We start from the raw sequence: 25,733 nt of genomic DNA on the forward strand, positions 1-25,733 counted from the left end.
TTTCATCATTCGTCCATCGGATCGGCTTCCTGCAGATCCTCCTTGGAGACGGTGTCCACGACCCCGCACTGGAAATCGGGATCGTCGATGCTGTCGTCCGCATGGAAGATCACATACGGGCGTCCGTCCACCATCTGTATGTCCGCTTTGACGTTGTAGACGTTGAAGATGGTCTCCTCTGTCAGGACCTCCTGTGCCGTGCCGTCGGCGTAAACGGAACCCTTGCGGAACACGATGACACGGTCCGAGAACCTCGAGGCTATGTTGAGGTCGTGACAGATGATAAGGACCGTCATGTTCTTCTCGTGCGCGATGTCACGGAGCAACCTCATGGTGTAGATCTGATGGTAGATATCGAGATTCGATGTGGGCTCGTCCAGCATCAGCAGGTCCGGCTGCTGGGCAAGTCCGCGTGCGATCATCACCCTCTGGTGCTGTCCCGCGGAGAGCTCGTTGAAATTCCTCAATGCGAATTCTCCCATGTTCATCTTCTGCAGGCAATCGGCGGCGATCTCCAGATCCTCCTGCGTTACAGAGTAACCGGAATGGGGATACCTTCCCATGAGGACGGTGTCCATAACGGTCATGGCGAACGTCTCTCCGGATGCCTGGGGGACGTACGCGACCTTCTTCGCGATGTCCTTGTATCCGAGTTCTAGAACATCCGTGCCATCTAGGAGTATCCTTCCGGAGCTCGGTTCCAGGATCTTGTTGATGGTGTACATGAAGGTGGATTTTCCCACTCCGTTGGGCCCGAGGATGCTGATCAGTCCCGGCTCATTTATGTCGAGGTTGATGTGTTCCCAGATGACATTGTCACCGTAGGATGCACCGAGGTCCTCAGCTTTGATACGTACAGCCATATCACCAGACCTCCTTCTTCTGCCTCAGGATGAGGAACATGAACACTGGCCCTCCTAGAAGCGATGTGACGACTCCTATTGGGACGTTGGTTCCGACGATCTGGACGAGACTGTCGGCAAGCAGCATGACGGCCGCTCCCATCAGTCCCGCCGCGGGTATCAGGATCTTGTTGTCCGATCCTACGAACATACGTGCGATGTGAGGTCCGACCAGACCTATGAATCCGATGACTCCGGTGAAGGAGACGATTCCTGCGGCGATGAGGGATATCGTCACAAGGACGATTATGCGTGCCCTCTCGACGTTGATACCTATGCTCTTGGCGTAGGCATCACCTGAATTCATCGTGTTCAGCACCCTTGCCATGTACATGAGTACGATTCCGCCTATGAGCGAGAACTCGAGCAGATAGGGGATGTTCGCCCATTTCGCTGTGTTGAGCGAACCGACGGTCCAGGTGTATACCGCGGCCGCGGCATCTGGATTCGCGATGAGCATGATGTAGGACTGCACGGCATTGAAGATGTACATCAGCGAGATTCCGGATAGGATGATCATCGCTGGCGAGGGCTTGCGGACGGTGGAAAGCAGGATGATGAATCCTGCGGGGAGGAGCGCGAACACGAATGCGTTGAAGACGGTTCCCAGCCCCCCGGGGATGAGCGTGATGCCCATTACGATGGCCAGGGTGGCACCCAATGCGGCTCCTGAGGAAATTCCGGTGGTATAGGGGTCCGCGAGAGGATTCTTCATCATGCTCTGCATCGCAGCACCCGCCATCGCCAGACCTATTCCTGCGATCAGCGCTTCAAGGACACGCGGCATACGGAGATTCCATACGACTAACATGGGCGTGGTCATGTCCTGATCCCAGTCGAACAGCCTGCTGAAGATCAGCTGGTAGACCTTGATGAAATCCAGGTCGTAAGGTCCGAGGGCAATATCCACCGCGAAGAAGATCAGACAGAAGATGAGCACCGCAAGGAGCATCAGCATCTTGGAGTACTTGTAGGCACGGTATTGACCGATCATCATCGCACTTGCGGACTGTCCTCCAGTGCTCCGCAGCTTGCTTATCGTATTGCCTGAAAGACGTAGTTTCAGGGCGATGTTGTTGATCATATTACTGTACTTTATCTTGGTCATTTCCTATCCTCTCTTAAGCGATCGTACCGCTCAGATCCAGGTTCTGTGATGCCACCTTGAATGCGATGAGCTTGCAGGCTTCGCCGATGTAAACCGTGTATTCAGTCGACTTCTCGTTGTATTTCCAAACCGTGGTCTCGACGTTGTCCAGGGTTTCCTTCCCCACATATTTGTAGGCGGAATCCAGAGGGTTTTCGTCCAGGCCGAAAATCAGACCCAATTTCAGCTCTTCGGAGTGGTTGTCCGAGGAGCATTCTATGCTGAGTTGGTAGAGGTAATAATTTGAGTTCTCCGGTGTGTACTCCAGTACGCCTGAACCGCTGCAGGATTCGCCGTAGCAGAATCCCTCCACAACATATTCTGAGGAATAGTCGTGAGGGTCTGGCGTCATGTTCTTCCACAGGTCGGTGATCATGAATGTCATGACAGAGCCCACTATGAGAAGTGCGACCAGAGCAACGGTCAGTATCACGTTGTTGTCGTTGTTTTCTGTCATGTCCATCATTCAAGCTTCCGGTTTGTAGAGTATCAAAGTGTCCTTGAGGGAATCGTAGCTCCACTGGCCGGGTTCTTCGTCCCCGTATATCCCGAGGAACTCGAGGCTCTTGTTGAGGATCTCCTCCACATCGTAATCCCATCCGTAGAGGACGTTCCCCACGCTTGCCAGGAACGCAAGGTCGTTGGGCCCGGTACCGTAGATCCATCCGTATTCGAGGAGCTCGGTGTTGTCCCCCTCGGAGTAATTCCTCAGTTGTTTTATGCGGATGTCGTACTCGGATTGGAATTTATCCTTGGTGATGTTGTAGGGTCCGGACGAGAGACCTACGATGAGGTCCACATCGAAAATGCTGAGGATCTGCACAAGGTCCTGCTCTGCTATGTCGTACTTGTAACCCTGCGGGACATCCCCTTTGTATTCGATGTACATCTTGTTGATGTCGACTATCCCTATCTGCAGCATGTTCCTGTAGTAACCGTCGTTGAAGACGCAGAGCTGGTATCCGTCACCGACCTCATCGGTCGTCTGGATGTATGCCACCAGGACGCCTTTCCTTTCCGAATCGTCAAGCGCTGCGGCCTTCTGCAGCATATCGTTCTTGATGCTGTCATACCAGTCCACGAACTCGTTCGCTCTTTCCCATTTGTGGAAGAGGTAGCCCGCGGTGAGTATTCCGTTCACCATGGCGGCCTTCTCCCATGAGGGCAGGGCCACGAGCTGAACCCCGGAGCTTCTAAGCATTTCGATGTCCAGGTTGTAGCTGCGGACGGTGTTCATCCACACTGTGAGGTTCCCGCCGGCGTACTTGGCGGCTGCTGCGGTCATTGTCTCGGGATTTAGGGCCTTGTGGGATCCTATGTTACCTACGTTCTTTCCGTCCGGACCGTAGTCGATCACGTACTCGAATTCCTTGTAGAAGTTCCCCATGGAACTCTGATAGGAGCATCTTTCGTCGGTGGCTACGATGTTCTCCGGACATAGGATGCATTCCATCTCCAGTGTCTGCGTCAGGATGTTGGCGACATTCAGCGGACGGCTCATGTCATAGCTTGAGATCCTGTAGTCCACATCGTGGTAGTATGCGATCCCGTTGAAGTTGTCGTAGTCCATCATCGCCCTGACCTTATCGATATCATTCTGGTCTATCACGCCGTCGTAGTTCGCGTCCGCGAAGTAGTCCTCGATGTAATCGTAGCCATTGGCGATGAGCATCTCGATGACCTTTATGTCATCCTCATCAAAATCGCTGTCCAGGTCAGCATTCCCCAGAATGAGGAGGCGCGCAGGATAGTCTGCACCTGCGTTGTAGTTGCTTTCAAGGACGTTCTTCAGTTCTTCTTTGACAGCGGATTCCTCACCCTCCATGGGAGTGAAGATTGCACCTACGACTAGTATGACTGCAATGGTCGTGATGAGTGCTATTTGTCCTCTGTCCATCGAATCACTTGGATATTTAATCCAGTCATGTAGGTGCTGGCGTGATATTTAATCTTGACTAAAAAATTAGTAATGAAAATAATATTATTTTGTTGCTAACAACCAGTGTCCGATTGCACATTCTGGCTCATTCGATTATCATGGGCAGGATGACTATAGATTGCAACAGGCGATCAATCGCATACATTCACATAAGGGATCGAATCCTTGCGATCATCACGACAGATGATTGTTGTATCCACAGGACTAATCCAAGTGATCGGACGGGAAAAGAATAGGTCTTTCCGTAACGTCATTGAACAATGCGTTTTTCGGCAATCCCCTTTTTGTATCTACAAATGATTCATTTTTTCAGAGGTGAACTATGCCTAAGAAGACAAAGAATGAAGAATGTGAATGCTGCAACGACTCTGGATGTGACTGCTGCAACGGATGCACTTGCGAATGCTGCAAGAACAAACCCCCTATGATCGGGGACGATGCACCTGCCTTCACGGCAAACACCACCCAGGGCGAGATCAACTTCCCCGGAGACTTCAAGGGAAAGTGGATCATCCTGTTCTCCCACCCTGCCGACTTCACTCCCGTATGTACTACTGAGTTCATGACCTTCGGGAGCATGATGAAGGAGTTCGAGGCCCTCAACGTTCAGCTGGTAGGACTTTCTGTTGATTCGATCTATGCGCACATCGCTTGGCTGAGGAAAATCCAGGAGATCGACTGGAACGGCAAGAAGAATATTGAGATCAAGTTCCCTCTCATCGAGGACATCAAGATGGAGGTAGCAAAGAAATACGGAATGATTCAGCCCCAGGTCTCCACGACACAGGCTGTCAGGGCCGTGTTCTTCATCGACCCCGTCGGAAAGATCAGGGCTATGATCTACTACCCCCAGTCACTCGGAAGGAACTTCGATGAGATCAAGAGGGTCATCCTCGCACTGCAGAAGGCCGACAAGGACAACGTCGCAACCCCTGCAGACTGGAGACCCGGAGACGATGTCATCCTCCCCGCACCTGGATCCTGTGGAACCGCGAAGGACAGGGTCGAGACCAAGGAGGCTGACAAGATCTGCTATGACTGGTTCCTCTGCTTCAAGAAGGACAAGCCTGTCAAGAAGACAATCGCCAAGAAGGCCCCGGCAATGAAGGTTCCTGCTAAGAAGGCACCCGTCAAGAAGGCCCCTGCCAAGAAGAAGGCATGATCAAAACCAGGGCGGTATTCCGCCCTGGACCTTTTCAGATAAAGTTCGAGTAATACTTTCTGGCCTGCGATCTCTCCAGCATCGGTTACAATTATATCGCAGTCATACGGTTATCAGACTGGATTTACATCCAGTGCCCTTTGGTGTGTTCAGATGAAATTCGAGAAGATTCTTGTCCCTGTGGACGGCAGCCCGCTGTCCGATATCGCAACCGAGGTCGCGATCAATTCCGCAAAGCTCTTCGGCTCCAAGCTGACGTTCCTGAACGTTGTAGATTTCTCTTCCAACATGAAGTACGGGACCGTCGGCAACGTGGATGAGATCCTGGAGCTCCAGACCGAGGGACAGAAGGCCACCGACAGGGTGGATTCCAGGGCAAAGGATGCAGGTGTCGATTACGAGACCAAGATCGTCCAGGGAGTTCCCTGGGAGGTCATCGTCAAGTTATCTAAGACCTATGACCAGATCATCCTCGGCGTCACAGGTAAGGGCGGCATGGGACGCATCGGGAAGACCGTCGAGAAGGTGCTCGAGGAGAGCTACTGTCCCGTCATCACGATAAAATCCGGATCCAGGAGGATAGAGGAAGTCCTCATGCCCGTTTCCAACATCAACGAGGCCGCGATAGATGTGGCCGTATCCACGGTCAAGAAGGTCAACGGAAGGCTCACGGTATTCGCAATCAGAGGAGAGGGTGTGGATGCGGAATCCCTGCTGAAGGATATCGCGGACAGATGCAGGGCAGAAGGCATCGAACCAACTATGATGATCGGAGAGGGCGATCCCGCAGAAGCGATCACCGCTCAGTCGGGGATGTACGATCTCGTGATAATGGGTACTATGAGCAGGTGCTCCGGTGACGTCCTTCACGGAGGGGTCACTCAGAGCATCATCTTGAATTCGGCATGTCCCGTGACGGTCGTCAGGGAAGAATGCAAGGACTGCTGGTGCTGATCTGAAGCATCTGATCATTTCTTGGGGCAGGTTATCTCCATCAGGTCCTCGATCATCTTGTGGAGGAACCTGACTTCCGGAGAATCCACGGCTTTGTAGTAGACCTCTTTCCCCTCGCGCCTGCTCTCTATAAGCCCGCCGTCCTTGAGCTTGCGAATGTGATGGGAAACGGCAGGGCTGGACATGCCTAGTATAGCGGAGATGTTGATCACGCATCCCTCGTAATGACATAGGAGCCAGAATATACGGATCCTAGTCTCGTCCACCATCTTCGAGAGCAGTTTGGCGACATCGTCGAACCCGGAGGTCTCGGACAGAAGCGTCTTGAAATCGTCGATATCTTTGATATCTCCGTGGTCATGAGGAAGCGTGCTCCCATTCATTATGTCACCAGGGTTGTGATTTGTTCCTAGATATATTAAAAATGACTATACTGGTCAGATCTTCCTACAATCGTTATTATATATTCGTTCAATCATACAATTAAATAATTGCTTAATTGTTTAAACAAGCAAAGGTGACCAAAATGAAAAAGACCTACAAGATCGAAGTCGACTGTGCAAGCTGTGCAACCAAGATGGAAGACGCCGCCAAGAAGACCGAGGGTGTGAAGGACGCATCCATCAATTTCGTGCTCCAGAAGATGAACGTCGAGTTCGAGGACGGAGCCGATGTCGACGCAGTCATGAAGCAGGTCCTCAAGAACTGCAAGAAAGTCGAGAGCGACTGTGAGATCGAACTCTGATCACTAACATAACAATCAACGGGTGAGACCTTGGTCCAACTCAGAAAGAAGCAGAAGAAGATGCTGTACAGGATAATCATAGCCTCAGCGCTGACCATAATCTTCGCGCTCTGCTCCTACCTCAACATCATCCCCGTGGATGAGGAGAACCTGAAGTACGTGATGTTCGTACTGTATTTGATCCCGTATCTGGTCATCGGTTACGACATCCTGATCAAGGCAGCCAAGGGTATAGCCCACGGTCAGGCGATGGATGAGAATTTCCTCATGGCCGTCGCCACCATAGGTGCGATGATCCTCGGAGTCACTTACACCGGTGACTACGACGAAGCCGTCGCCGCCATGACATTCTATCAGATCGGAGAGCTCTTCCAGTCCATAGCAGTGGACAGCAGCAGGACCAGCATCTCCAAGCTTCTGGAGATCCGTCCGGACGCCGCTTACGTGGAGGAGAACGGAGAGCTCGTCGAGGTCTCTCCGGACGAGGTAGCCATCGGAACCACCATCGTCGTCAGGCCCGGTGACAGGATCCCTATCGACGGTATCATCATCGAGGGTTCCTCGTCCCTGAACACCTCTGCCCTCACCGGAGAGAGCATCCCTCGCGATGTCATCGTCGGCGACGAGGTCCTCAGCGGAAGCATAAACCTCTCAGGCGTCTTGAAGATTCAGACCACCAAGGACTTCGGCGAGTCTACGGTTTCCAAGATCCTCGATATGGTGGAGAACGCCAGCAGCAGGAAATCGGAATCTGAAGCATTCATCACCAGGTTCGCCAAGGTTTACACCCCGTTCGTCGTGGCAGCCGCACTTCTGCTGTCAGTCATACCGACGGCCCTGTTCTTCCTCACGGGAATCGAGCTTCTCGACACCAACTATGCGGATTGGATCTACCGTGCATTGACCTTCCTGGTCATCAGCTGCCCCTGCGCTCTGGTCATCAGCATCCCACTCGGATTCTTCGCCGGTCTCGGCGGAGCCAGCAGGGAAGGCATCCTGATAAAGGGATCGAACTTCCTCGAGATGCTTTCCGATGTGGAGACCGTCGTCTTCGACAAGACGGGAACCCTCACCCAGGGTGTTTTCGAGGTAACCGATGTCATTAGCGATGAGGTGCCCCGCGAGAGGCTGATCGAGATGGCCGCGGCAGCGGAGTCGTCATCGCCTCACCCGATAGCAGCGAGTCTAGTCCGTGCCCACGGTGCGGATATCGACCGTTCAAGGGTGACCGATGTGGAGGACATCCCCGGAAAGGGAGTAGTCGCCAAGGTCGACGGTGTATCCGTCGCGGTCGGAAACAAGAGACTCATGGAGATGCTCAACCTCACGTTCGAGGAGGTCCCCATGATAGGCACCACCGTCTATGTCGCGTTGGACGGCAAATATGCGGGATCCATCACGATCTCTGATGTGATCAAACCTGAATCACCAGAGGCGATGAGGGATCTGAAGGCCGCAGGCATAAAGAAGACCGTCATGCTCACCGGCGATACCGATGCTGTAGCCCAGAAGGTGGCGGGAGACATCGGTCTGGACGTAGTCCACAGCCAGCTTCTCCCCGGTGACAAGCTCGAGCATCTCGAGAAGATCATGAAGGACACCAGCGCCAAGGTCGCGTTCGTAGGCGACGGAATCAACGATGCACCGTCGTTGGTCAGAGCGGATATCGGAATCACTATGGGTGCCATTGGATCCGATGCAGCCATCGAGGCGTCGGACGTTGTAATCATGGACGACGACCCGAGGAAGGTCGCTACCGCCATGGGAATCTCCCGCAAGGCCATGAAGATCATCCACGAGAACATCGTAGGTACATTGCTCATCAAGTTCCTGTTCCTCGGACTATCAGCGGTGGGAATCGTGAACATGTGGCTGGCCATCATCGCAGATGTTGGAGTCATGATCGTTGCGGTTCTGAACTCCGCCCGCGCCCTTAGGTACAAGAGACGCTGAAACCAATCTCCCGGGGGGACCCGGGATTTTTAGTATTATCAAAAATCAAATGGTATTAATTTAAATACTGAGCCAAGGTAGAGGAATAAGATCGGAATGACGGCTGAAACAGACCTCCAGAGGATGTTGGGTGAGCCTAAGGCCGCAATCCGTAACATGATTCTTCCATTCCTGATCGCATTGGCCATCGTAGAGGTCAATCAGTTCGTGGATACGTATTGGGTGTCCGGACTCGGAATAGCACCCGCATCAGCGGTCTCCACCATCATCCCAATCTACGGTCTGATGACCTGTGCCGGGATCGGTGTCGCAGCAGGGATCACCGCAACAGGTGCGGCGCACCTAGCCCGTGGAGAATACGAGATAGCGGGAAAGCTGGCGTCCAATTCGGTAATCCTCGGAATCATCTTCGCCATTCTGTCATCCATCCTGGTGGCGATATTCCTCAATCCTATCATCGACTTCATGGGCGCTGATGAGGTCCGCGAGGAAGCGATCCAATACATGATACCGTACATCCTCCTCTCACCGACCATCACTCTGCTGTCGATCTTCGGAGGTATGCTGAGAGCGGAAGGCGCTGCATCAAAGTCCACCATCATTCAGACCATATCCGCCGTATTGAACATGGTCATCGACCCGATCCTTATCTACATGATGGGAATGGGTGTGTTCGGCGCCGGCCTCTCAACCGTCGTATCCTCGCTGATAGCGATCCTCGTCGGAGTATTCTGGTATCTGAGGGGGCGTACCATCATCCAGGTCAACCGTTCCAATTTCCGCCCGGACAAGGATGCCATGAGGGAGGTCCTTGGAATAGGCGGTCCTAAGACCGTCCAGATGATGATAACGAGCTTAACGGACTTCCTGCAGAGGATATTCCTCATCATCGCCGGAGGAACGGTCGCCGTCATGCTCTACAACTATACCTGGAGGTACATAGGTCTGGTCAACCTGCCTGGAAGGGCGGTGGACATGGCCATGCTGCCGGTATGCTCCGCAGCTTACGGAGTGAAGGATCTGGAGAGGATGAAGACAGGATTCATCTACTCCACCAAGCTGGTCTTCCTGTTCGGCACGGTACTTGGCATCATACTGTTCGTCTTCGCCGAGCCGTTCATGTCCATAATGACCTACGAGGAGTCCATGCACGAGATCCTCCCGATGTTCGTCTGGACCCTGCAGGCATCGGTGCTCCTCATACCCTTCGCCATGATGATGGGCGTGGCATCGTCCATGCTCCAGGTCATGAAGAAGGCGAAGATCCCTATGTACTACTACATGTTCTGGGGTTTCTTCAAGCTGTGCCTCTATGCGATCGCCGCATACGGGCTGTTCGGGATCGATCCATTCGAGGCCATCATCTACATCATGGTGGCCGTCCATATCTTCGGTGCGGCCTGTCTTTCCTGGTTCGCCGTCGCTGAGTTCAGGAAGCTGAAGAGGGAAGCGGAGTGGTACGAGGCCCATGAGCACATCGACCAATGAGACGGTGGCTGGCAGTCATCCATCAGCTATTTATATGGTCCTTGCTTAACCACGAATACACATGCCGTTGTGGCTAAGGGGTATAGCGACGCCTTGGTAAGGCGTAGGTCGAGGGTCCGATTCCCTCCAACGGCTCTTTTATCTTCCTATCACGATACGCCTGTCATGGATTCCACATCAAAGTCCTATGTCAGTTCGGCCCTGACCGTGATGATCATATCGACCATTTTGGTCCTGGTGTTCACGGATTATGCGATAGAGGAGTGTATATTGGCATTGATCTCGATCTTTGCACTTTATCCGATCCTCATACTGTCTTTGTACATGTTCCTAGAAGGGAAGAATTACAAGTGGGTTAACGGTATGGACTGGTCATCGATGACCGAGCAGGAGCGCGTCAATGCGGTCTCCTATTGGGGAGCATATATGTTGGCGGGGTCCATCGTTATGATCATCGCCATCAACATCTTGTTCGGATACATGTGGCTAGGGTTATTCCTGATATTCCTTTCGACCATCATCATGTTGATCCCTGGTGTCAGAAGGGAAACTGCGGAGTCCAAGCTGTTCGTCGAGAAGTCCAAGGGGACCAAGGTGGCGATTTTCATCGCAGTCACTCTGCTGGCAATGATCCCGACCGTCGGATTGGCCGGAGCCGATTTCACATCTGATGCGGTGACAGTGGAGTTCACTGATGAAGGGGTGCACATCAGTGCCCCGATGGTGGACAGGACGTTCAAGTACGATGAGATCGAGCAGTTGGAGCTCGATCCGAATTTCGACAAAGGAAAGCGTATCATGGGTTACGGCACTCCGTACATATGCAGCGGAACGTTCAAGAATGATGCATTCGGGAGTTACACTCTGATGTCCTACACCAAGGTGAAGCCTTGCGTATTCTTCCTCTATGGTGAGAGGTACTTTGCCTTCAACCAGTCCACGGACGAGCTGACGCAGCAGGCCTATGAAGAGCTTCTCTTGAAGGTAGCAAAAGGATGAGAAACCAGTTTTCTGAGAGAGGGGTGAACCCCCTCATCTCATAAGATAGAAGACGAATCCTGACCAGATCTTCGGGAAGAAGAATGTGGTCTTCTTGGGCATCCTCTTTCCTATCATGGAGAGGTCCCAAATCGTCTGGAGCTTGGGATCGTTCAATATGATGGCGAGGTCGTGCTTCTTCTCGTCCATCTGCTTCTTGACCGAATCATACTCCGCGTCATAGGATATCGTCGCCTTGCCCTCATCGGATTTGTAGACTCCTTTGAGGATCTTCTCCTGAACGACGTAGGTATCGAGCTTCCAAAGGGGCTCATCGCCGTCGAAGTCAGCGAGCATGCACTTTCCGGACTTGAACATCAATCCCATCATGTGGTCCTTGAGCTGGGCTTCCATCTCCTCTCTGGAGACCTCTATTGTCTTCAGCGCGGATGAGATGCCCTTGACCGCATTCTTCTCGGAGATGTTCTCGGTGTTCACCATCCTGTGGGTGGGCCAGATGACCAGTCCCTCGTTGTCCGAGGCCACCAGGGTCGCCAGGACGAATGACTTCTTCTCGTTTCCAGGGTTCTCCAGCGAGTAGTTCAGCGCGGTCTCGTACCTGTGGTGACCGTCCGCGATGAGCATCTTCTGTCCCTTCAGCTGCTCGGTTATCTCCTTGCAGATATCGGGGTCGGAGAGCCTGTAGTACTTGTGCTCGACGCCGGCATCGTCCTTGTACATGTAGATCAGCCTGGCGTTGTCGTTGATCTTCTTGTTGAGATCGGGTGTGAATCCCTCGAAGATGCCGAATATGGATTCAAGGTGCGCTTCCATGTCCCTCAGAAGGTTGAGGCGGTCCGCCTTGACCTTGGAGAAGGTCTCTTCGTGGGGGATGATGTTTCCGTCCTCGTACTTCTCCGTCTTCAGGATGCCGACGATTCCAGTGCGGACCCTCTTGGTCCCTTTGTCGTCGAAGGTCTGCTCGTAGATGTAGAAGGAATCATCGTCCTTCTTCAGCTCACCGGACTCGATCCAGGAGTCCAGTTCCTTCCTTGCGGAATGGTACCTCTTGTCAGGATCCTGCTTGAGCGTCAGGTTCGTCACGTTGTGGGGGTGAGACTGGAGCTCTTTGAGATAATCGTCGCTGATGACGTCGTAGGGAGGAGAGATGCGGTCCACCTCGTGCTCCCCGTTGCTGAGGTTCGGTCTGTATCCGGCGAATGGAAGGAATGTAACCATCGTTGCACCAGTATACTTGATGTTGTGCTCATATTTGTGCATTGAGGGATTGGATCCACTCGATGCCCCTCTGATATTTGCTCTTGGTCACTGGGAAGAACGAAAGCTGCTTGGTGAAGTCTCTCATCCCTATGAGGTCGAAACCCCTTTCGGTGGTGTTCCCCATGGATTCGATCTCGATCTCCAGGAACCTCTTGCTGTTCTCCCCGGAGATGTATCTGCAGGTATCGAACGAGAGCATGATGTCGGCACCGTCGATGTAGTAGATGGCAGTGCGCTCGGTCTCTATCGTGAGGACAGGCTCCTTTCCTATTGTGAGATCGGGGAAGCATTCCTTCCCGAAGGCCTCCAAGGATTCGAAGGTTCCGTCGGAGAGGATCTCCGTCTCCTCCCTTGACATCATCTCCTCTGCGTTGGAGATGGGCTTCTTGGCCGTGAGCTTGATCCTTCCGTTGGAGGAGTTCTTCTGCCTCAGGATGCACCCTCCGCGGAAGAGTGCCAGATCCTTAGAGTCATAATATGTGTCGGTGGACTGCCTGCTCTTCTTGTTGTACGGGATACCGCGGTCCTTGAGGAACGTCTCAAGGCTTTCGATGGTATCCGCTGCGTTGAGCTTCTGATCGGTTGTGAACTTGAACTCGTTCTCGACTGCCGTGCCCATGTGCATCCTCAAGGACAGGAATGCATCGGTAGGATATGATTCTCTCTATGGACCGCGTCTTCGATTTACGGACCACATCATAATTCCATTGTTGGGTAGAATGGTTTATACCGTCCGCATGCATGCGAATGGCCGGAACAAGATGTCTCGCATCATCAGGATCGGCTACATGGGCATACCTTTCTCCAATACGGAGGAGATGGCCCTGATATTCTCGAAGAAGTTCGATCTCAAGGATGCGGAGCTGGTCCCTCTGATGTCTGCCAAGAATGTCATGGCCGAACTGGTGGCAGGAAGGGTCGACTACGGCGTGCTGGCGGTGGAGAACAAGTTCGCAGGCATCGTCGAGGAATCCAGGATCGCCAAGGCCGGGGTCAGGAACCTGAAGGAGCTCGATCTGATGTGGTCCCCGATCCATCACTGCGTATTCAAGAGGAACAAGGACGACGAGGTCAGGAGTCTGGTCTCCCACATACAGGCCCTCATGCAGTCGCAGAACAACCTGAGGAGGCTCTATCCGGGTGCGGAGTTCGTCGAGTGCGAGGACACCGCGTATGCGGCTGAGATGCTCTCTAAAGGGGAACTTCCGGAAGGATCGGCAGCAGTATGCCGCAGGGATGCCGGGGAGCATTACGGCCTCTACTTGGATAACGAGAACGTCGAGGACAACAAGGAGAACATGACCAGGTTCTCACTGGTCAAGCTCGAATGACATCTTCTGGTCCAGGATTGTCAGCGCGGTCATGGCCTCCACGACGGCCACGGCCCTGGGGACTATGCAGGGATCGTGCCTGCCCCTGATCTCCAGCACATCATCGGTCATCGTATCGAGGTTGACCGTGTTCTGGAGTTTCGATATTGAAGGGGTGGGTTTGAAGGCCACGTTGAATGTAAGCGGCATTCCGTCGCTCATGCCTCCGCACACCCCGCCCATGTTGTTGGTGGATGCGGAAACGAATCCGTTCTTGATGCAGTACTGATCGTTGCTCTGGGAACCCTTCATGTAGGCAAGTCCGAAACCTTCTCCGAACTCTACACCCTTTGCTCCGGGGATCGAGAACATCGCTTTTGCGATTGAAACGTCCAAAGCGTCGAACCAGATGCCTCCGAATCCTATGGGGAGTCCGATGACCATGCATCCCACGATTCCTCCGACGCTGTCCCCCTCCTTGGCTGCATCCTCTATGGTGTCCCCCATGAGGCGATCGAATGCGTCATCGATGGCACGGGTCCTGAACATGCAGGAACCTTGTATCTTGTCGAAGGAGTGCTTTCCGTCATCCTTCACGCAGTGGATCTGCTTGGTGTAGGCTGCGATCTGGATTCCGTAGGATTCCAGGCACTGCCTGGCAATCGCTCCGGCCGCTACAAGCGGGGCGGTCATCCTTCCGGAGAACTGCGCCCCTCCGGCCACGTCGAAGTCCTTGAACTTCATCAGTGCAGGAAGGTCCGCATGTCCCGGCCTCGGCTTGGTGTTGAACTGTGAGTAGGATGAGGAGTCGGTGTTGCGGTTCATTATCTTCAGCAAGACGCTGTTCGAGGATACCTTGCCTTCCACGACGCCTTCCTCGAAGATGACTACATCGTCCTCCTTCCTGGCGGTACCGATGCCCATGGAAGGCTTCCTCAGGGCCATCTGCTCGCGTATGTTATCGAAATCGATCTCCATGCCTCTGGGCAGCCCCTCGATTATGCAACCTATGCATTCGTTGTGGCTTTTGCCGAATAGGCTGACCTTGAGCTTGTTCCCTATGGAGTACACGGTATCATCTCTGGACTATCTGGAGCATCTCATCCACGAATCCCGGATAGGATACGTTCCAACATCCGTCGTTATCCATGGAAACGAATCCATCGGATATCAACGATGCGATTGCTGCGGACATGAAGAGCCTGTGGTCTCCCAGGTGCTCTATCCTGCCGCCCTTGAGCCTCTCCACCCCGTTAATGATGCATCCGTCGTCCGTGCCGGTTATGTCCGCACCCAGCGATCTTAGCATCCTCTCCACGGAGGCGATCCTGTCGCTCTCCTTGAATCTCAGCTGGGGCGCGCCGTAGAGACGGCTGGTGCCATCTGCAGTGCTCAATAGTACAGCTATTATTGGGAACAGGTCAGGGATGTCCGAGAGGTCTATGTCCAGGGCCTTCGGCCTGCCCTTGCGGGAGCAGGTGATCGTGCCGTTCTCAATCTTAACGTCGCATCCGCAGTCCCTGAGGATGTCAACTATCCTCTTGTCCCCTTGGGGATCCTCCATGTCCAGCCCATCGACCGTCACGCTTCCGCCCAGGCCTCCGGCGACCAGTGGGAATGCCGCCGATGAGAAATCAGAGGGGACGGTGTAATCGCAGGGTCTGTACTGCTGCGGTTCCACATGGAATCCGGAACCGGTCCTCTGCACTTCGATACCGAATGACTTCATCATGGAGACCGTGATCTCCACGTACGGTTTGGACACCTGGTTGCCTTCTACGATTATGTCGACGGGCCTTCCCACTAGAGGGGCCATCATCAGCATAGACGATACGAACTGGGAGCTGATGCTGCCGTCGATCCTTATCTCGGATCCGGATATCGGACCCTTGATCGTGAGGGGGGCCTTCCCCTCATCGGAGATGCATCTCACCCCGCATCCCTCCAGAGCATCTAGCAGGGACTTCATAGGCCTCTTCCTGATGGATTCGTCGCCGGTGATCGTGATCGGTACGTCGAACAGGGACGCTATCCCCGTCATCAGCCTCATCGTTGTGCCTGAGTTGAGCACATCGATGGTCCTGTCCGGTGCATGGAGGTTCGTTGAATCTATCGTTATCTTTCCGCTGTCAGCGATGACCTCCGCGCCCATGGCACGGACGGCATCCATCGTGGCGCGGGTATCGAACGAATCGAGAGGGTTCGATATGACGCATCTTCCTCTTGAAAGTGCGGACATGAGGATCGCTCTGTGGGTGTAGCTCTTCGAGGGAGGCACATCCACCTTTCCCTTGACATCGTCGAATTGGAATGCGATCTCCGATCTGGTTGTGGTCATTATGCTGACACGCCCTAACTTCTCGGCTATACGGTGGCCCTGGCCCTCCTCGGCTATTATGGCGACAGCAGGCCCCGTACCGGTGACGCCTGCCGCCAAGGCACCGAGCGCCATGGCCTTCTTTGCGATACCGCCGTCATCGACTATGGAGCCCACGGCCTCGCCGTTCTTGGTGAGGACCTTGAGATAGCTGTCCCCGATCGTGGGGACCATCTTCTCGTATTCGGATGAGAACTCCTTGTATCTGTCCACTGGCACCTTGTTCTTGGGTATCATTTTGTCAGGGACGATGATGACCACATCGTAGCGGGGGACCGGTTTCTTCAGAAGGATCCTGTTGTCCCTGTTGTCGGTGACGACCAGTCCTCCGAGGTGGCATCCGCATGCATCATCGAAGGCGCCGGTTATCGTGACCTTGCACTCCTTGGCGCACTCCACCCCCAGCTTGATGACCTCTAGACGGTCTTTCCGGACCCTGTAATGGTCCAGGACAGCGGATATGACCGCGTTGCATACGGAGCTGGAGCTCTTCAGTCCCATAGAAGGGGGTATGTCGGTCCTCACGGTGAGACGATATCCTGTCTTCTGGCCTATCCAGTCCAGGGTCCTCTGCACGCATGTGCGTACAAGCGTATCGTCGGTATCCGGTCTGTCGATCAATTCTACAGTTGTCGAATCTGAAGGCTCGAAGACCGCTTCCGTCCTCAGCGATATGCCTATGGTCGAGCCTATGCCGCAGGGTATGGCGTTCATGACCGAGATCGCACCGAAAGATGTGCCGTAACCGGTCATTCCAGCGCACCCCTCATGACATCGCAGTCCGGTTCCTTGCCGAACCACAGTTTGAACGATGCGGCCCCTTGGCCCACAAGCATCTCCTTGCCGTCGACGATCCTGCACCCAGCGGATCTCGCGGATGATATGAGCGGAGTGTCCCTTCCGTAAACCATATCGAATACGGCCTGATCCCGGGACAACGTGGTGATATCCGAGGGATATCTACCTTCCACGAGGCCGATCGGTGTGCAGTTGACGATGAGATCGAAACCTTCCGCTGAGCCATTGTGGATCTCGGCACCGAAGGAATCGCAGATGTCCCTCACGGTGGACTCGTTCCTGCCCGAGACGCTTAGTTCGCATCCCAGGGAATCCAATGCAAATGCGGCCGCTCTGGCAGCCCCTCCGGAACCCATTATCAAGGCTTTCCTTCCTCTCAGCGGGACGTCAAGCAGAGCGTACTCTATGCCGACGATATCCGTGTTGTCGCCTCTGAGCTTTCCGTTATCGTTGATTATCGTGTTGACAGCGCCGATCTTCTCGGCCGCGGCAGAGATGCAGTCCAGATGTTGGATGACATCCTGCTTGTAGGGTATCGTGACGTTCATTCCTCTGAGGTCGTATCCGCGGATGACGGCCTCCATGCGCTCGAGGTCTGGCGAATCGAAGACAAGGTACTTCCCGTTGATCCCGGCGGACCTCATGGCGGCATCCTGCATCTTCGGGGAGCTGGTATGCGATAACGGATGGCCTGCTATGCCTACAAGCGAGCAGTCGTCCCCCAGTTCCTCCATCCTCTCGGCGCTGAGCTGTCCCGGGGCGGTGGACACCCCTTCGTAGCCGAACGTGAACTCGTTGCCCAATATCTTCTGGCGTATGCGGGTGACCTCTCCGATCTGACCCATTCCGAGCAACACATGCGCTCTCTCAAGTCTCTTCGAGGCGTCGAGTATCGACATCAGATCCCTGAACGACGATGCAACGAACGCACCCTTGGAGATCTCCTGGTCCCCTTCCGAGAGCATCTTCACGATCTCGTCTGCCGTTGGGGTCTTCTCAAAATCATGTATGGACCTGATCTTCCTGTGCGAGGTGGCCACATCTTTGTCGGCGACATCCACCAGCCCATCGAAATCATCAGGTATGGCCGAGATGTCCTTGCCGCAGAGCGTTACCAAGGATTCGCTGCCCACACCGTCCGGTATCCTGTCGAATACATCGAGGCGTATCTCGTGCATCTCCGCACCCTTTCTCAGGGGGATGTCGGAGCCGTATGTGGTGCAGACCTTCATTCACTTCTCCGAGATGGTCTCTTCGATGGCCATTCCGAAGTGCCTGCCGCCCTTGTCCAGCTTGGCAAGGAACTTGTCCCCGGGCACGACCTTTGTGACGGACTTGGCGCCGTCCTTCCCGACCATCTTAATGGTCTCGGCGTTCTGGAGCATGACCGTGTACTCCCTGTCCCCGTCTGTGGCGGTGACCATGAGGAGCGGTCTCTTCTCGATCTTGCATCTTCCTACGGATGCGATCCTGGTGTTGCCTTCCCTGTCGCAAAGGAGAACGGTGTCCCCGCTGGCGATCTCGGAAAGGTATCTGGTCCCTCCTCCGGGGACCTCCATGTATGAATGCACTGCGCCGGCGTTGACCCTGAACGGTCTGCTGGCGACGTAGCCGTTGTCCTCGCTCTCGGACTGGATGAGGAACAGGCAGTTGGAATAGGAGCCGATGAGCATCCCCTCTCCGGGGACCATCATGCTGCTGGTGTCTATGCAGACCCTGTCGCCCATCTCCACCGCCTTGACGGATGTGACCGTGACCTCTGTGAGGTTCTCCTTTCCGGTGGAGGCGAGAGTCTCGAAGCCGTGGAGCTTGAGGGGATCTGCGATGTCGATGACGATGCCGTCCACTCCCTTCTCCATAGTGGTGAGGAAGAGCTTAGCCTCGTCGATGTCCGATGTGCAGGCGTATATCTCGGTGCCCGTGCCGCCGAACTTGGCGATCATGTTCTCCAGCGGGATTATGGTCCAGTCGGAGGTCGTGACGATGACCGCCTTCTTCTTCCCGGCAAGGGACATCGCATGCGCCTGTGTCTCGGGGGTGTCGATATCGACGTACTCATAGGAACCGTCGGCGAAGGAACCGTTCTCAGTGTAGAGGGCATCCATCTTGCCGAGCTGCTCCAGACCCTCGTCCCCTTTCCTCAGGATGAATGTGGTCATCCCGGATTCCAGACCGCATGTGACGTAGTCCTTCCTCTTGCTCGGGTCATCGGACCTGTCGGCTCTCACGATCAGCTTCTTCATCGGATCACTCAAAGGAATTTGGCGGCTTCCTCGACGGAGAATCCGTCCAGAACTATACTGGAAATCGCCTTGGTGATTCCCATGACGTTCTTGTTCTGGAAGACGTTCCTTCCGATGGACACTCCGTGTCCTCCGGCTTCCATGGAATCGTGGACCATGTTCAGGATGTCCATGTCGGAATCCATCTTGGGTCCGCCTGCGATGACGACGGGTGCGAGTGCGCCTTTGCAGACATCTCTGAACGAGTCGATGTCTCCTGTGTAGCTGCACTTGACGATATCTGCACCCAACTCCGCTGAGGCCCTGGCGACGTGTGCGATGGCATCGGGGTCGAATGAGTTCTTGATCTCGGGTCCGCGGGGATAGGCCATGACGATGAGGGGCATTCCCCACTCGTTGCACTGCTCGGAGATCTTTCCTGCCTCCTCCAGCATGTTGGGTTCATCCTCTGAACCGAAGTTGATGTGTATGGAAACCGCGTCTGCACCGTATTTGATGGCCTCTTCGATCGATGTGATCTGGACCTTGCTGTTCCTGTTCGGTCCGAGGTCGGTGGAGGCGGATAGGTGCATGATGAGACCGACATCCCTTCCCGACTGACGGTAGGAGTATCTGATTAGTCCCTTGTGCATGATGACGGCCGTTGCGCCGCCGTTAGAGACGTCATCCACCGTCTTCCTCATGTCGATGAGTCCGTTCACTGGTCCGACCGATATTCCGTGGTCCATAGGCACGAGGACCGCGTTTCCGGTCTTCCTGTCCATTATCCTTTCCATACGAATGCTCTTTCCATACATCATGTCGATGCCTCACGCCATTGTATTCTCGTTTGTATTAAAATTTACGTCACCTACTCTCAAAGTAATTCCGGCCTACGTTCATCAGAGTCACGAACCCTTCCGGATCATCGTCCAGAGACTTCTCCTTGAGCTCATTTACAGTATCGGTGAACAGGGTCCACATTTCGTCCCTGTGAGCGTTCATGTGCTGTATCTCGTAGTACAGCATCGGGTCCTCGGATGCCACGGATCTATTGGTATCGAGTCCCTTGTTGAATGTTGTCGATGAGACCGTCAGCAGATCCTCGAAGCTGTATCCGCTCCTCTCGAGGACCGTGAACAGCGCGATGTTGACGGCATGCGTCAGCCCGAGGACGTATGACATGTATCCGTCGTGCTCCGAGACGTCCATGACCCTTATGTTGCCTCCCCTGTCGTCGAAGAGATCCTTGGTCATGTCGACAGCTACCTGGTTGCCGCAGTCGCAGATGATCAGGTTCCTTCCGTACATCGATGTCGCGGACGGTCCGAACATAGGGTGAACCGAACATACCTTGCGGGTCTTAGCCATGGCCTTCAGCCTTCCGATCAGAGGCGTCTTCAGGGAAGTGAGGTCGAAGATTAGGCAATCATCGGAGCATATGTTATCCAGTTCCGCCAGAGTGGTGTAGGTCAGGTGCATGGGCACGGAGACGATGACGATATCGCAGCCCTTGCAGTCCTTCAGGGTCAGGCCGTTGTTGGTTGCAGGATCTATGATGATTATCTTGTGACCAGATGCCTTGAGCATCTCTGCGAACCAGGCGCCCATCTTACCGGCTCCTCCAACCACAGCGACGATCTTGGGCTCGGACTTCTTGGGAAGTCTGGCCTCAGCATCGACAGCTTCCTTGATGACAGCTTTCGAGATCGATTCCATGACCTCCTTGCTGAGACCCTGCTTGGAGCCGCTGTCGACGTATCTGGCGATGACCTTCTTCTCGACCTCGATGTTCCTGATGGGGAGGTTGTTGGCCCTCTTGTATTCGCCTACCTTCTCCGCAAGCCTGGTGCGTTCTGATACCAGTCTGATGATCTCCTCATCCTTGCTGCGGATCTCGTCCCTGAGTTCGTCAAGATTCATCAAATCCCTCTGATTCTGCGGCGCCCATGTCCGTAGGACGTATTAATTGAATCGATTAGTCGATAGTAGAAGAACTCCCCCGAAGGGGAGAATTAGTTTCAGCTGTGGATGTCCGACGAGGGGAGCGTTCCGTCCAGGTACTGCTCGTATCCGTACAGGTCCAGCAGACCGTGTCCGGACAGGCAGAAGACGATGGTCTTCTCCTCGTTCTTCGCCTTGGCGTCCAGCGCCAGGTCGATGGCTCCCTTCAGGGCGTGGCAGGATTCCGGCGCGGGGATGATTCCCTCGGTCCTGGCGAACAGCAGACCGGCCTCGAAGGTCGCGGTCTGGTCGTATGACCTTGCGGAGATCATTCCGGAGTCGTAGGCTGCGGAGACCAAAGGCGACATTCCGTGGTACCTGAGTCCTCCTGCGTGGATCGCGTTGGGGATGAACTCGCTTCCCAGGGTGTACATCATCAGTAGAGGGGTGAATCCTCCCGTGTCCCCGAAGTCGTACTTGAACTGACCCTCGGTGAGACTGGGTGCTGCCTTGGGCTCGACGGCCACGAACTGGGTGTCCTTGAAGCCCTCTCCCCTGATCTTCTTTCCGAGCATGGGGAAGACCATTCCTCCGAAGTTGGATCCTCCTCCGGTACATGCTACGACGTAGTCGGGAGTGATCTCTCCGATCTCCATCTGCTGAATGGTCTCCTGACCGATGACTGTCTGGTGGAGCATGACGTGGTTCAGCACGCTTCCCAGGGAGTAGTTGGTTCCCGGGTCCTTTGCCGCAAGCTCGCAAGCCTCGGAGATTGCGATTCCCAGGGATCCGGATGTCTCCGGGTGCTCCTTGAGGACCTTCTTTCCGAACTCGGTGTACTCGCTGGGCGAGGCGTAGATCTTCGCACCGTAGGTGTTGATGATCGTCTTCCTCAGGGGCTTCGCCATGTAGCTGCCCTTGACCATGAAGACGGTCGTGTCCAGGTCGTAGAGGTTGGACACCATTGCGAGAGCGGTTCCCCACTGTCCCGCACCGGTCTCGGTGGTCAGGGTGTGGATTCCGGCCTCAGCGTTGTAGTATGCCTGTGCCAGCGCTGTGTTTCCCTTGTGGCTTCCAAGGGGGCTCATGTCCTCTCTCTTGAAGTAGATCTTGGCGGGTGTCTTCAGCGCCTTCTCCAGCCTGTATGCCCTCTGAAGGGGTGCGGGCCTGTTCAGGTAGATCAGGTTGTCGCGGACCTCTTCGGGGATGTCTATGTACCTCTCCGTGCTGCCTTCCTGCTTGATGATCTCCTTACAGAAGATCGGCTCGAAATCCGAGGGTTTGGCAGGTTCGCCGGTTCCCGGGTTTAGAGGGGGCTTGAGGTCGGTCAGGTCGGATGCCAGATTATACCATCTCTTGGGGATGTCCTCTGGCGACAGATTGATTCTTGCATCTTTCGGTATTGCCATGATTAGGAGTCAATTTTGTCATGTATTTAATGTTAATGTTCATTAATGTATATTTCTATTCATTGAAGATATTAAGAGTACAAGATTTTGGTGCTTAAAATGTCATTTAGTACAAAGAATAGTACAATTATATACGGCAAAAGCGATCAAATTGTACTATGGTCAGAATCCCGGAGAATATCAGGAAGGTCAAGAGACCTAAGAACACTGTAGTCACCCCGCCTTCCAAGGATGGGAGGTATCCGGTAAGGATCAAGGAAATCGACAGTGACGGCAAGCAGAAGAACGGAGCCACTATCGGTTACATCTGCGGAGAGATGTTCATCCCTTCTGGAGAGATCACAGAGCATTTCGTTCATCACAGGAGTTCAAGGTTCTCCACTTCGGCGATGGGATTCAGAGAGCTGCTTGAAAACGGGTTCGCCTATGTCGACAAGACGAGCCTCATCGCAGAGATCCTTGATTCAGATCCGCGGTCCGTCCACTTCTTCACTCGCCCCACTAGATTCGGGAAGACCCTGAATTTGGACATGCTCGACTGCTTCTTCAACATCGAGACGGCAGGTATTCTGGACTACTTCTATGGGATGAAGATAACAGATAGTCCTTATTACACGGAATATAGGAGGTACAAAGGAAGCTTCCCGGTCATACGTCTGAACATGGGCACCATAGATGCGTCGAGTGCCGACGCCGTCAACCGTTCTCTGGGGAACATGGTATCCGATCTTTTCAGGAGGATGAGGCAAAGGCTGAGCGAGTTCCCGGAGTTCGATTCATATCGTTTCTGGTTTGACAGGTTCATCGACGGAACGGCATCCGAACAGGACATCTCCACATCGATAATGGATCTTTCCAGCTGCATCTTCTCCTGCTACGGGAAGAGGGCGATAATCCTGATAGACGAATACGATTCCTTCATCCAGACGATGGGAGGGGATAACAGCGGCCGGGATTCTGTTCTGGGCCTCCTCTCCAGATTCATGACGTCGACTCTGAAGCACAACGACAATCTCGAATATGGGGTAGTTACAGGTGTTCTGAGATTATCGCAGACCGGGATGATCAGCGGTCTCAACAATACTGTCATCCACGACATCTTCGATGAGAGGACCGGGGATTGCTTCGGTTACACCAATGACGATCTGGACGATCTCCTGGACAGGACGATTCCAGAAGAATCTGACAGGGTGTCAGTCAAGGCCGCGATCAAGAAGGCCTATGACGGATACGTGTTCGGCGGCAGGGAGATCTACAACCCCCGCAGCGTGAACATGTACCTATCGGAGGGGACGTTCGGTCATCCTCCCAGGGCATATTGGGATCAACAACGCCATAACGCATTCCTCGACGATATGCTGAATCGGGCACCGAGGTGGATCCTGAACGAGATTGCGGCATTGATGGATACAGACGGATTCAAGGTCAGGAAGGAGGTGGACCCGTCCGTATCATACTGGGATCTGAACGACGATGATTTCGAAGGCACCCATCTGTATTCGATACTGGTCACCACAGGATATCTGAGGGCCGAGGTCGTTGAAAGATGGATAAGGACGTACATCTGCGACATCTCGTTGCCGAACGAGGAGGTAAGGGAATCCTACAGGGATCTGATCAGGAGGGCAGAGGGCATCAGAGCGGAGTATCGTACCGGGCCGATGCCGATGATAGCGAGGAAGGACTCGGCCGGTGTGACAGAGTATTTCAACTTCTATCTGGCCAGGAATTCGATAAGGGACAGCTGGAGCCATGATGACTGCAAGAAGTGGATGCTGAACCGCCTTCTGGATTCCGGGATTGAGGCGAATGCGGAAGCCGAGTCAGGGAACGGTTTCTGCGATATCCTGATACCTAAGAAGGATAGGATGCCCCGCGTCTGCATAGAGATAACGACATCCGCTGAGGCGGGCACCGATAATCTGGACCTGTTGGTCGCTGAAGGATTCCGTAAGATCAGGGACAGACGCTACGCTGGCCCTGGCGATATTGTAATGTCCGTGGGATGGAACAGAAAATATCTGAAGGCCGAATTGATAGACCATCGGGATCTTTAAGTTCAGCAGATCCTGGGAACGGGGTCTCCGGCAGGAGCCTCAAGTATCCTCTTTCCTCCGATCTCGGTCTTGAGGACGACCCTCTCGGGACCGTCGGTAGCATATCCAATGATGGCTGCATCCTTTCCTTCAGGAGTCCTCCTAAGGGTCTTCAGGACCTCTTCGGCCATCTCGGGAACGACTCCGATGACAGCCTTTCCCTCGTTACCGATGCTCAGGGGATCGATACCGAGAAGGTCGCATCCGTTGACGACGGCATCCCTCAGGGGGATGTCAGCATAGTTGATCTCCATACCGATGTGGGATTTGGAGCACCACTCGTTGAGGGTGTTGGCCAGTCCTCCCCTGGTAGGGTCCTTCATGGCGACGATTCCTCCGGTCTTCAGGCCTTCGGCGATCATCTTGTTCAGAGGAGCGACATCGCTCTTCAGGTCCGCATCGAATCCGTAGCCCTCACGGAACGAGAGCAGCGACACTCCATGGTCACCGAGGTAACCGGAGACGATGATGGCATCTCCGGGCCTGACGCTGGAGTCCGTGCACCATCTGTTCTCCACTTTTCTGTACTCCGCAGCCTTGGCGAGGTTAGAATCCAGATAGGGGGACCTCTTTCCGACTGCAGATGTGGACATGACCATCTGGTCTATCGCTCCGGCCTCGACGACCTTCGTGTCGCCGGTGACGATGGGGACTCCGCAGTCTGCGGCGGTCTTTCCCATGCTGTCCATGACCTTGTCCACGACATCCAGGTCCAGCCCCTCTTCGATTATGACTGAGCAGGCGAGGGCGATGGGCGTCGCACCCATGACCGATATGTCGTTCACAGTTCCGGATACGGAGATCTTTCCGATGTCCCCTCCGGGGAAGAACAAAGGTTTGACTGTGTGCCCGTCGATGGTGAACACCACGTCGTCCACTACAGCGGAATCGTCCATGGAGTCCAGAGGTACTTCCGCCTTCATCTTGGGGAAGTGGCTTGTGATGTGCTTGCTGAGGAACTCCTGCATGAGCTCTCCGCCGGCGCCGTGATTCATGATCACCTTCGACATAGTTCGCACAATGGGATA

23 protein-coding genes and 1 tRNA gene are annotated in these 25,733 nt (G+C 54.2%); 9 read left to right on the plus strand and 15 right to left on the minus strand.

The genetic code is table 11. The annotated features are described in order from the left end of the window. Positions 1-5 precede the first annotated feature (5 nt). The 4 genes from PED39_03630 to PED39_03645 are packed head-to-tail and all read right to left on the minus strand — an operon-like array spanning position 6 to position 3,946. Complete coding sequence (locus tag PED39_03630) at positions 6-863, minus strand: ABC transporter ATP-binding protein (protein ID WII08306.1); 858 nt, start codon at positions 861-863, stop codon at positions 6-8. A 1-nt stretch (position 864) separates the two neighbouring features. After that, positions 865-2,010, minus strand: a complete 1,146-nt coding sequence (locus PED39_03635) for an iron ABC transporter permease (GenBank protein WII08307.1) — start codon at positions 2,008-2,010, stop codon at positions 865-867. A 13-nt stretch (positions 2,011-2,023) separates the two neighbouring features. Next, the gene (locus PED39_03640; GenBank protein ID WII08308.1) at positions 2,024-2,515 is read right to left on the minus strand and encodes a hypothetical protein; all 492 of its coding nucleotides are present in this window, start codon (positions 2,513-2,515) and stop codon (positions 2,024-2,026) included. Beyond that, on the minus strand, positions 2,516-3,946 hold the full coding sequence (locus PED39_03645; GenBank protein ID WII08309.1) for a hypothetical protein: 1,431 nt from the start codon (positions 3,944-3,946) through the stop codon (positions 2,516-2,518). Between the two features lie 364 nt (positions 3,947-4,310). On the opposite strand from PED39_03645, the gene PED39_03650 reads away from it, so the two are divergent. Both PED39_03650 and PED39_03655 read left to right on the plus strand, forming a co-directional pair. Further along, a complete protein-coding gene (locus tag PED39_03650; protein WII08310.1) occupies positions 4,311-5,150 on the plus strand; it encodes a peroxiredoxin in 840 nt (279 codons plus the stop codon). A 153-nt stretch (positions 5,151-5,303) separates the two neighbouring features. Then, positions 5,304-6,104, plus strand: a complete 801-nt coding sequence (locus tag PED39_03655; protein ID WII08311.1) for a universal stress protein — start codon at positions 5,304-5,306, stop codon at positions 6,102-6,104. Between the two features lie 14 nt (positions 6,105-6,118). Here the strand turns inward: PED39_03655 and PED39_03660 are convergent, their stop codons facing one another. Continuing rightward, positions 6,119-6,487, minus strand: coding sequence for a metalloregulator ArsR/SmtB family transcription factor (locus tag PED39_03660; GenBank protein ID WII08312.1), 369 nt, complete (start codon positions 6,485-6,487; stop codon positions 6,119-6,121). 143 nt (positions 6,488-6,630) lie between these two features. On the opposite strand from PED39_03660, the gene PED39_03665 reads away from it, so the two are divergent. The 5 genes from PED39_03665 (at position 6,631) to PED39_03685 (ending at position 11,289) form a co-directional block, all read left to right on the plus strand. Continuing rightward, a complete protein-coding gene (locus PED39_03665) occupies positions 6,631-6,849 on the plus strand; it encodes a cation transporter (protein WII08313.1) in 219 nt (72 codons plus the stop codon). A gap of 30 nt (positions 6,850-6,879) precedes the next feature. Next, entirely contained in the window at positions 6,880-8,802 is a 1,923-nt protein-coding gene (locus tag PED39_03670; protein ID WII08314.1) for a heavy metal translocating P-type ATPase, read from the plus strand. A gap of 96 nt (positions 8,803-8,898) precedes the next feature. Next, entirely contained in the window at positions 8,899-10,290 is a 1,392-nt protein-coding gene (locus PED39_03675) for an MATE family efflux transporter (protein ID WII08315.1), read from the plus strand. Between the two features lie 63 nt (positions 10,291-10,353). Beyond that, positions 10,354-10,425: transfer RNA gene (locus PED39_03680), tRNA-Thr, on the plus strand. A 30-nt stretch (positions 10,426-10,455) separates the two neighbouring features. Continuing rightward, the gene (locus tag PED39_03685; GenBank protein WII08316.1) at positions 10,456-11,289 is read left to right on the plus strand and encodes a hypothetical protein; all 834 of its coding nucleotides are present in this window, start codon (positions 10,456-10,458) and stop codon (positions 11,287-11,289) included. 33 nt (positions 11,290-11,322) lie between these two features. On the opposite strand, the gene PED39_03690 is transcribed toward PED39_03685, so the two are convergent. After that, complete coding sequence (locus PED39_03690) at positions 11,323-12,549, minus strand: DUF1015 domain-containing protein (GenBank protein WII08317.1); 1,227 nt, start codon at positions 12,547-12,549, stop codon at positions 11,323-11,325. Beyond that, entirely contained in the window at positions 12,536-13,168 is a 633-nt protein-coding gene (locus PED39_03695; GenBank protein ID WII08318.1) for a CYTH domain-containing protein, read from the minus strand. Before PED39_03695 ends, PED39_03690 begins: the two co-directional genes overlap by 14 nt. 142 nt (positions 13,169-13,310) lie before the next feature. Here PED39_03695 and PED39_03700 point away from each other — a divergent pair, with 142 nt between their 5' ends. Next, a complete protein-coding gene (locus PED39_03700; GenBank protein ID WII08319.1) occupies positions 13,311-13,880 on the plus strand; it encodes a chorismate mutase in 570 nt (189 codons plus the stop codon). Here the strand turns inward: PED39_03700 and aroC are convergent. The 7 genes from aroC to PED39_03735 all read right to left on the minus strand — a co-directional run bounded on the left by aroC (position 13,860) and on the right by PED39_03735 (position 22,609). Next, positions 13,860-14,930 (minus strand): chorismate synthase, encoded by a 1,071-nt coding sequence (gene aroC / locus PED39_03705; protein WII08320.1) that lies wholly within the window; start codon positions 14,928-14,930, stop codon positions 13,860-13,862. The genes PED39_03700 and aroC overlap by 21 nt on opposite strands. Positions 14,931-14,934: 4 nt before the next feature. Further along, positions 14,935-16,989 (minus strand): 3-phosphoshikimate 1-carboxyvinyltransferase, encoded by a 2,055-nt coding sequence (gene aroA / locus PED39_03710; protein ID WII08321.1) that lies wholly within the window; start codon positions 16,987-16,989, stop codon positions 14,935-14,937. After that, positions 16,986-18,266: a shikimate dehydrogenase gene (gene aroE, locus PED39_03715; GenBank protein ID WII08322.1), complete on the minus strand. Its 1,281-nt coding sequence runs from the start codon at positions 18,264-18,266 to the stop codon at positions 16,986-16,988. Before aroE ends, aroA begins: the two co-directional genes overlap by 4 nt. After that, entirely contained in the window at positions 18,267-19,277 is a 1,011-nt protein-coding gene (locus PED39_03720; GenBank protein ID WII08323.1) for a 3-dehydroquinate synthase II, read from the minus strand. A gap of 8 nt (positions 19,278-19,285) precedes the next feature. Further along, positions 19,286-20,077, minus strand: a complete 792-nt coding sequence (locus tag PED39_03725) for a 2-amino-3,7-dideoxy-D-threo-hept-6-ulosonate synthase (protein WII08324.1) — start codon at positions 20,075-20,077, stop codon at positions 19,286-19,288. Between the two features lie 46 nt (positions 20,078-20,123). After that, positions 20,124-21,179 carry a prephenate dehydrogenase/arogenate dehydrogenase family protein gene (locus PED39_03730; protein ID WII08325.1) on the minus strand — a complete coding sequence of 352 codons (1,056 nt, stop codon included), beginning with the start codon at positions 21,177-21,179 and terminating at the stop codon, positions 20,124-20,126. A gap of 98 nt (positions 21,180-21,277) precedes the next feature. Then, on the minus strand, positions 21,278-22,609 hold the full coding sequence (locus PED39_03735) for a TrpB-like pyridoxal phosphate-dependent enzyme (protein WII08326.1): 1,332 nt from the start codon (positions 22,607-22,609) through the stop codon (positions 21,278-21,280). Positions 22,610-22,767: 158 nt separating this feature from the next. On the opposite strand from PED39_03735, the gene PED39_03740 reads away from it, so the two are divergent. Continuing rightward, a complete protein-coding gene (locus PED39_03740; GenBank protein WII08327.1) occupies positions 22,768-24,666 on the plus strand; it encodes an AAA family ATPase in 1,899 nt (632 codons plus the stop codon). A 2-nt stretch (positions 24,667-24,668) separates the two neighbouring features. On the opposite strand, the gene hypE is transcribed toward PED39_03740, so the two are convergent. After that, complete coding sequence (gene hypE / locus PED39_03745) at positions 24,669-25,700, minus strand: hydrogenase expression/formation protein HypE (GenBank protein ID WII08328.1); 1,032 nt, start codon at positions 25,698-25,700, stop codon at positions 24,669-24,671. Positions 25,701-25,733: the final 33 nt, after the last annotated feature.

The sequence above is a fragment of the Methanomassiliicoccales archaeon LGM-RCC1 genome (assembly GCA_030168575.1).
GTDB lineage: Archaea > Thermoplasmatota > Thermoplasmata > Methanomassiliicoccales > Methanomethylophilaceae > Methanoprimaticola.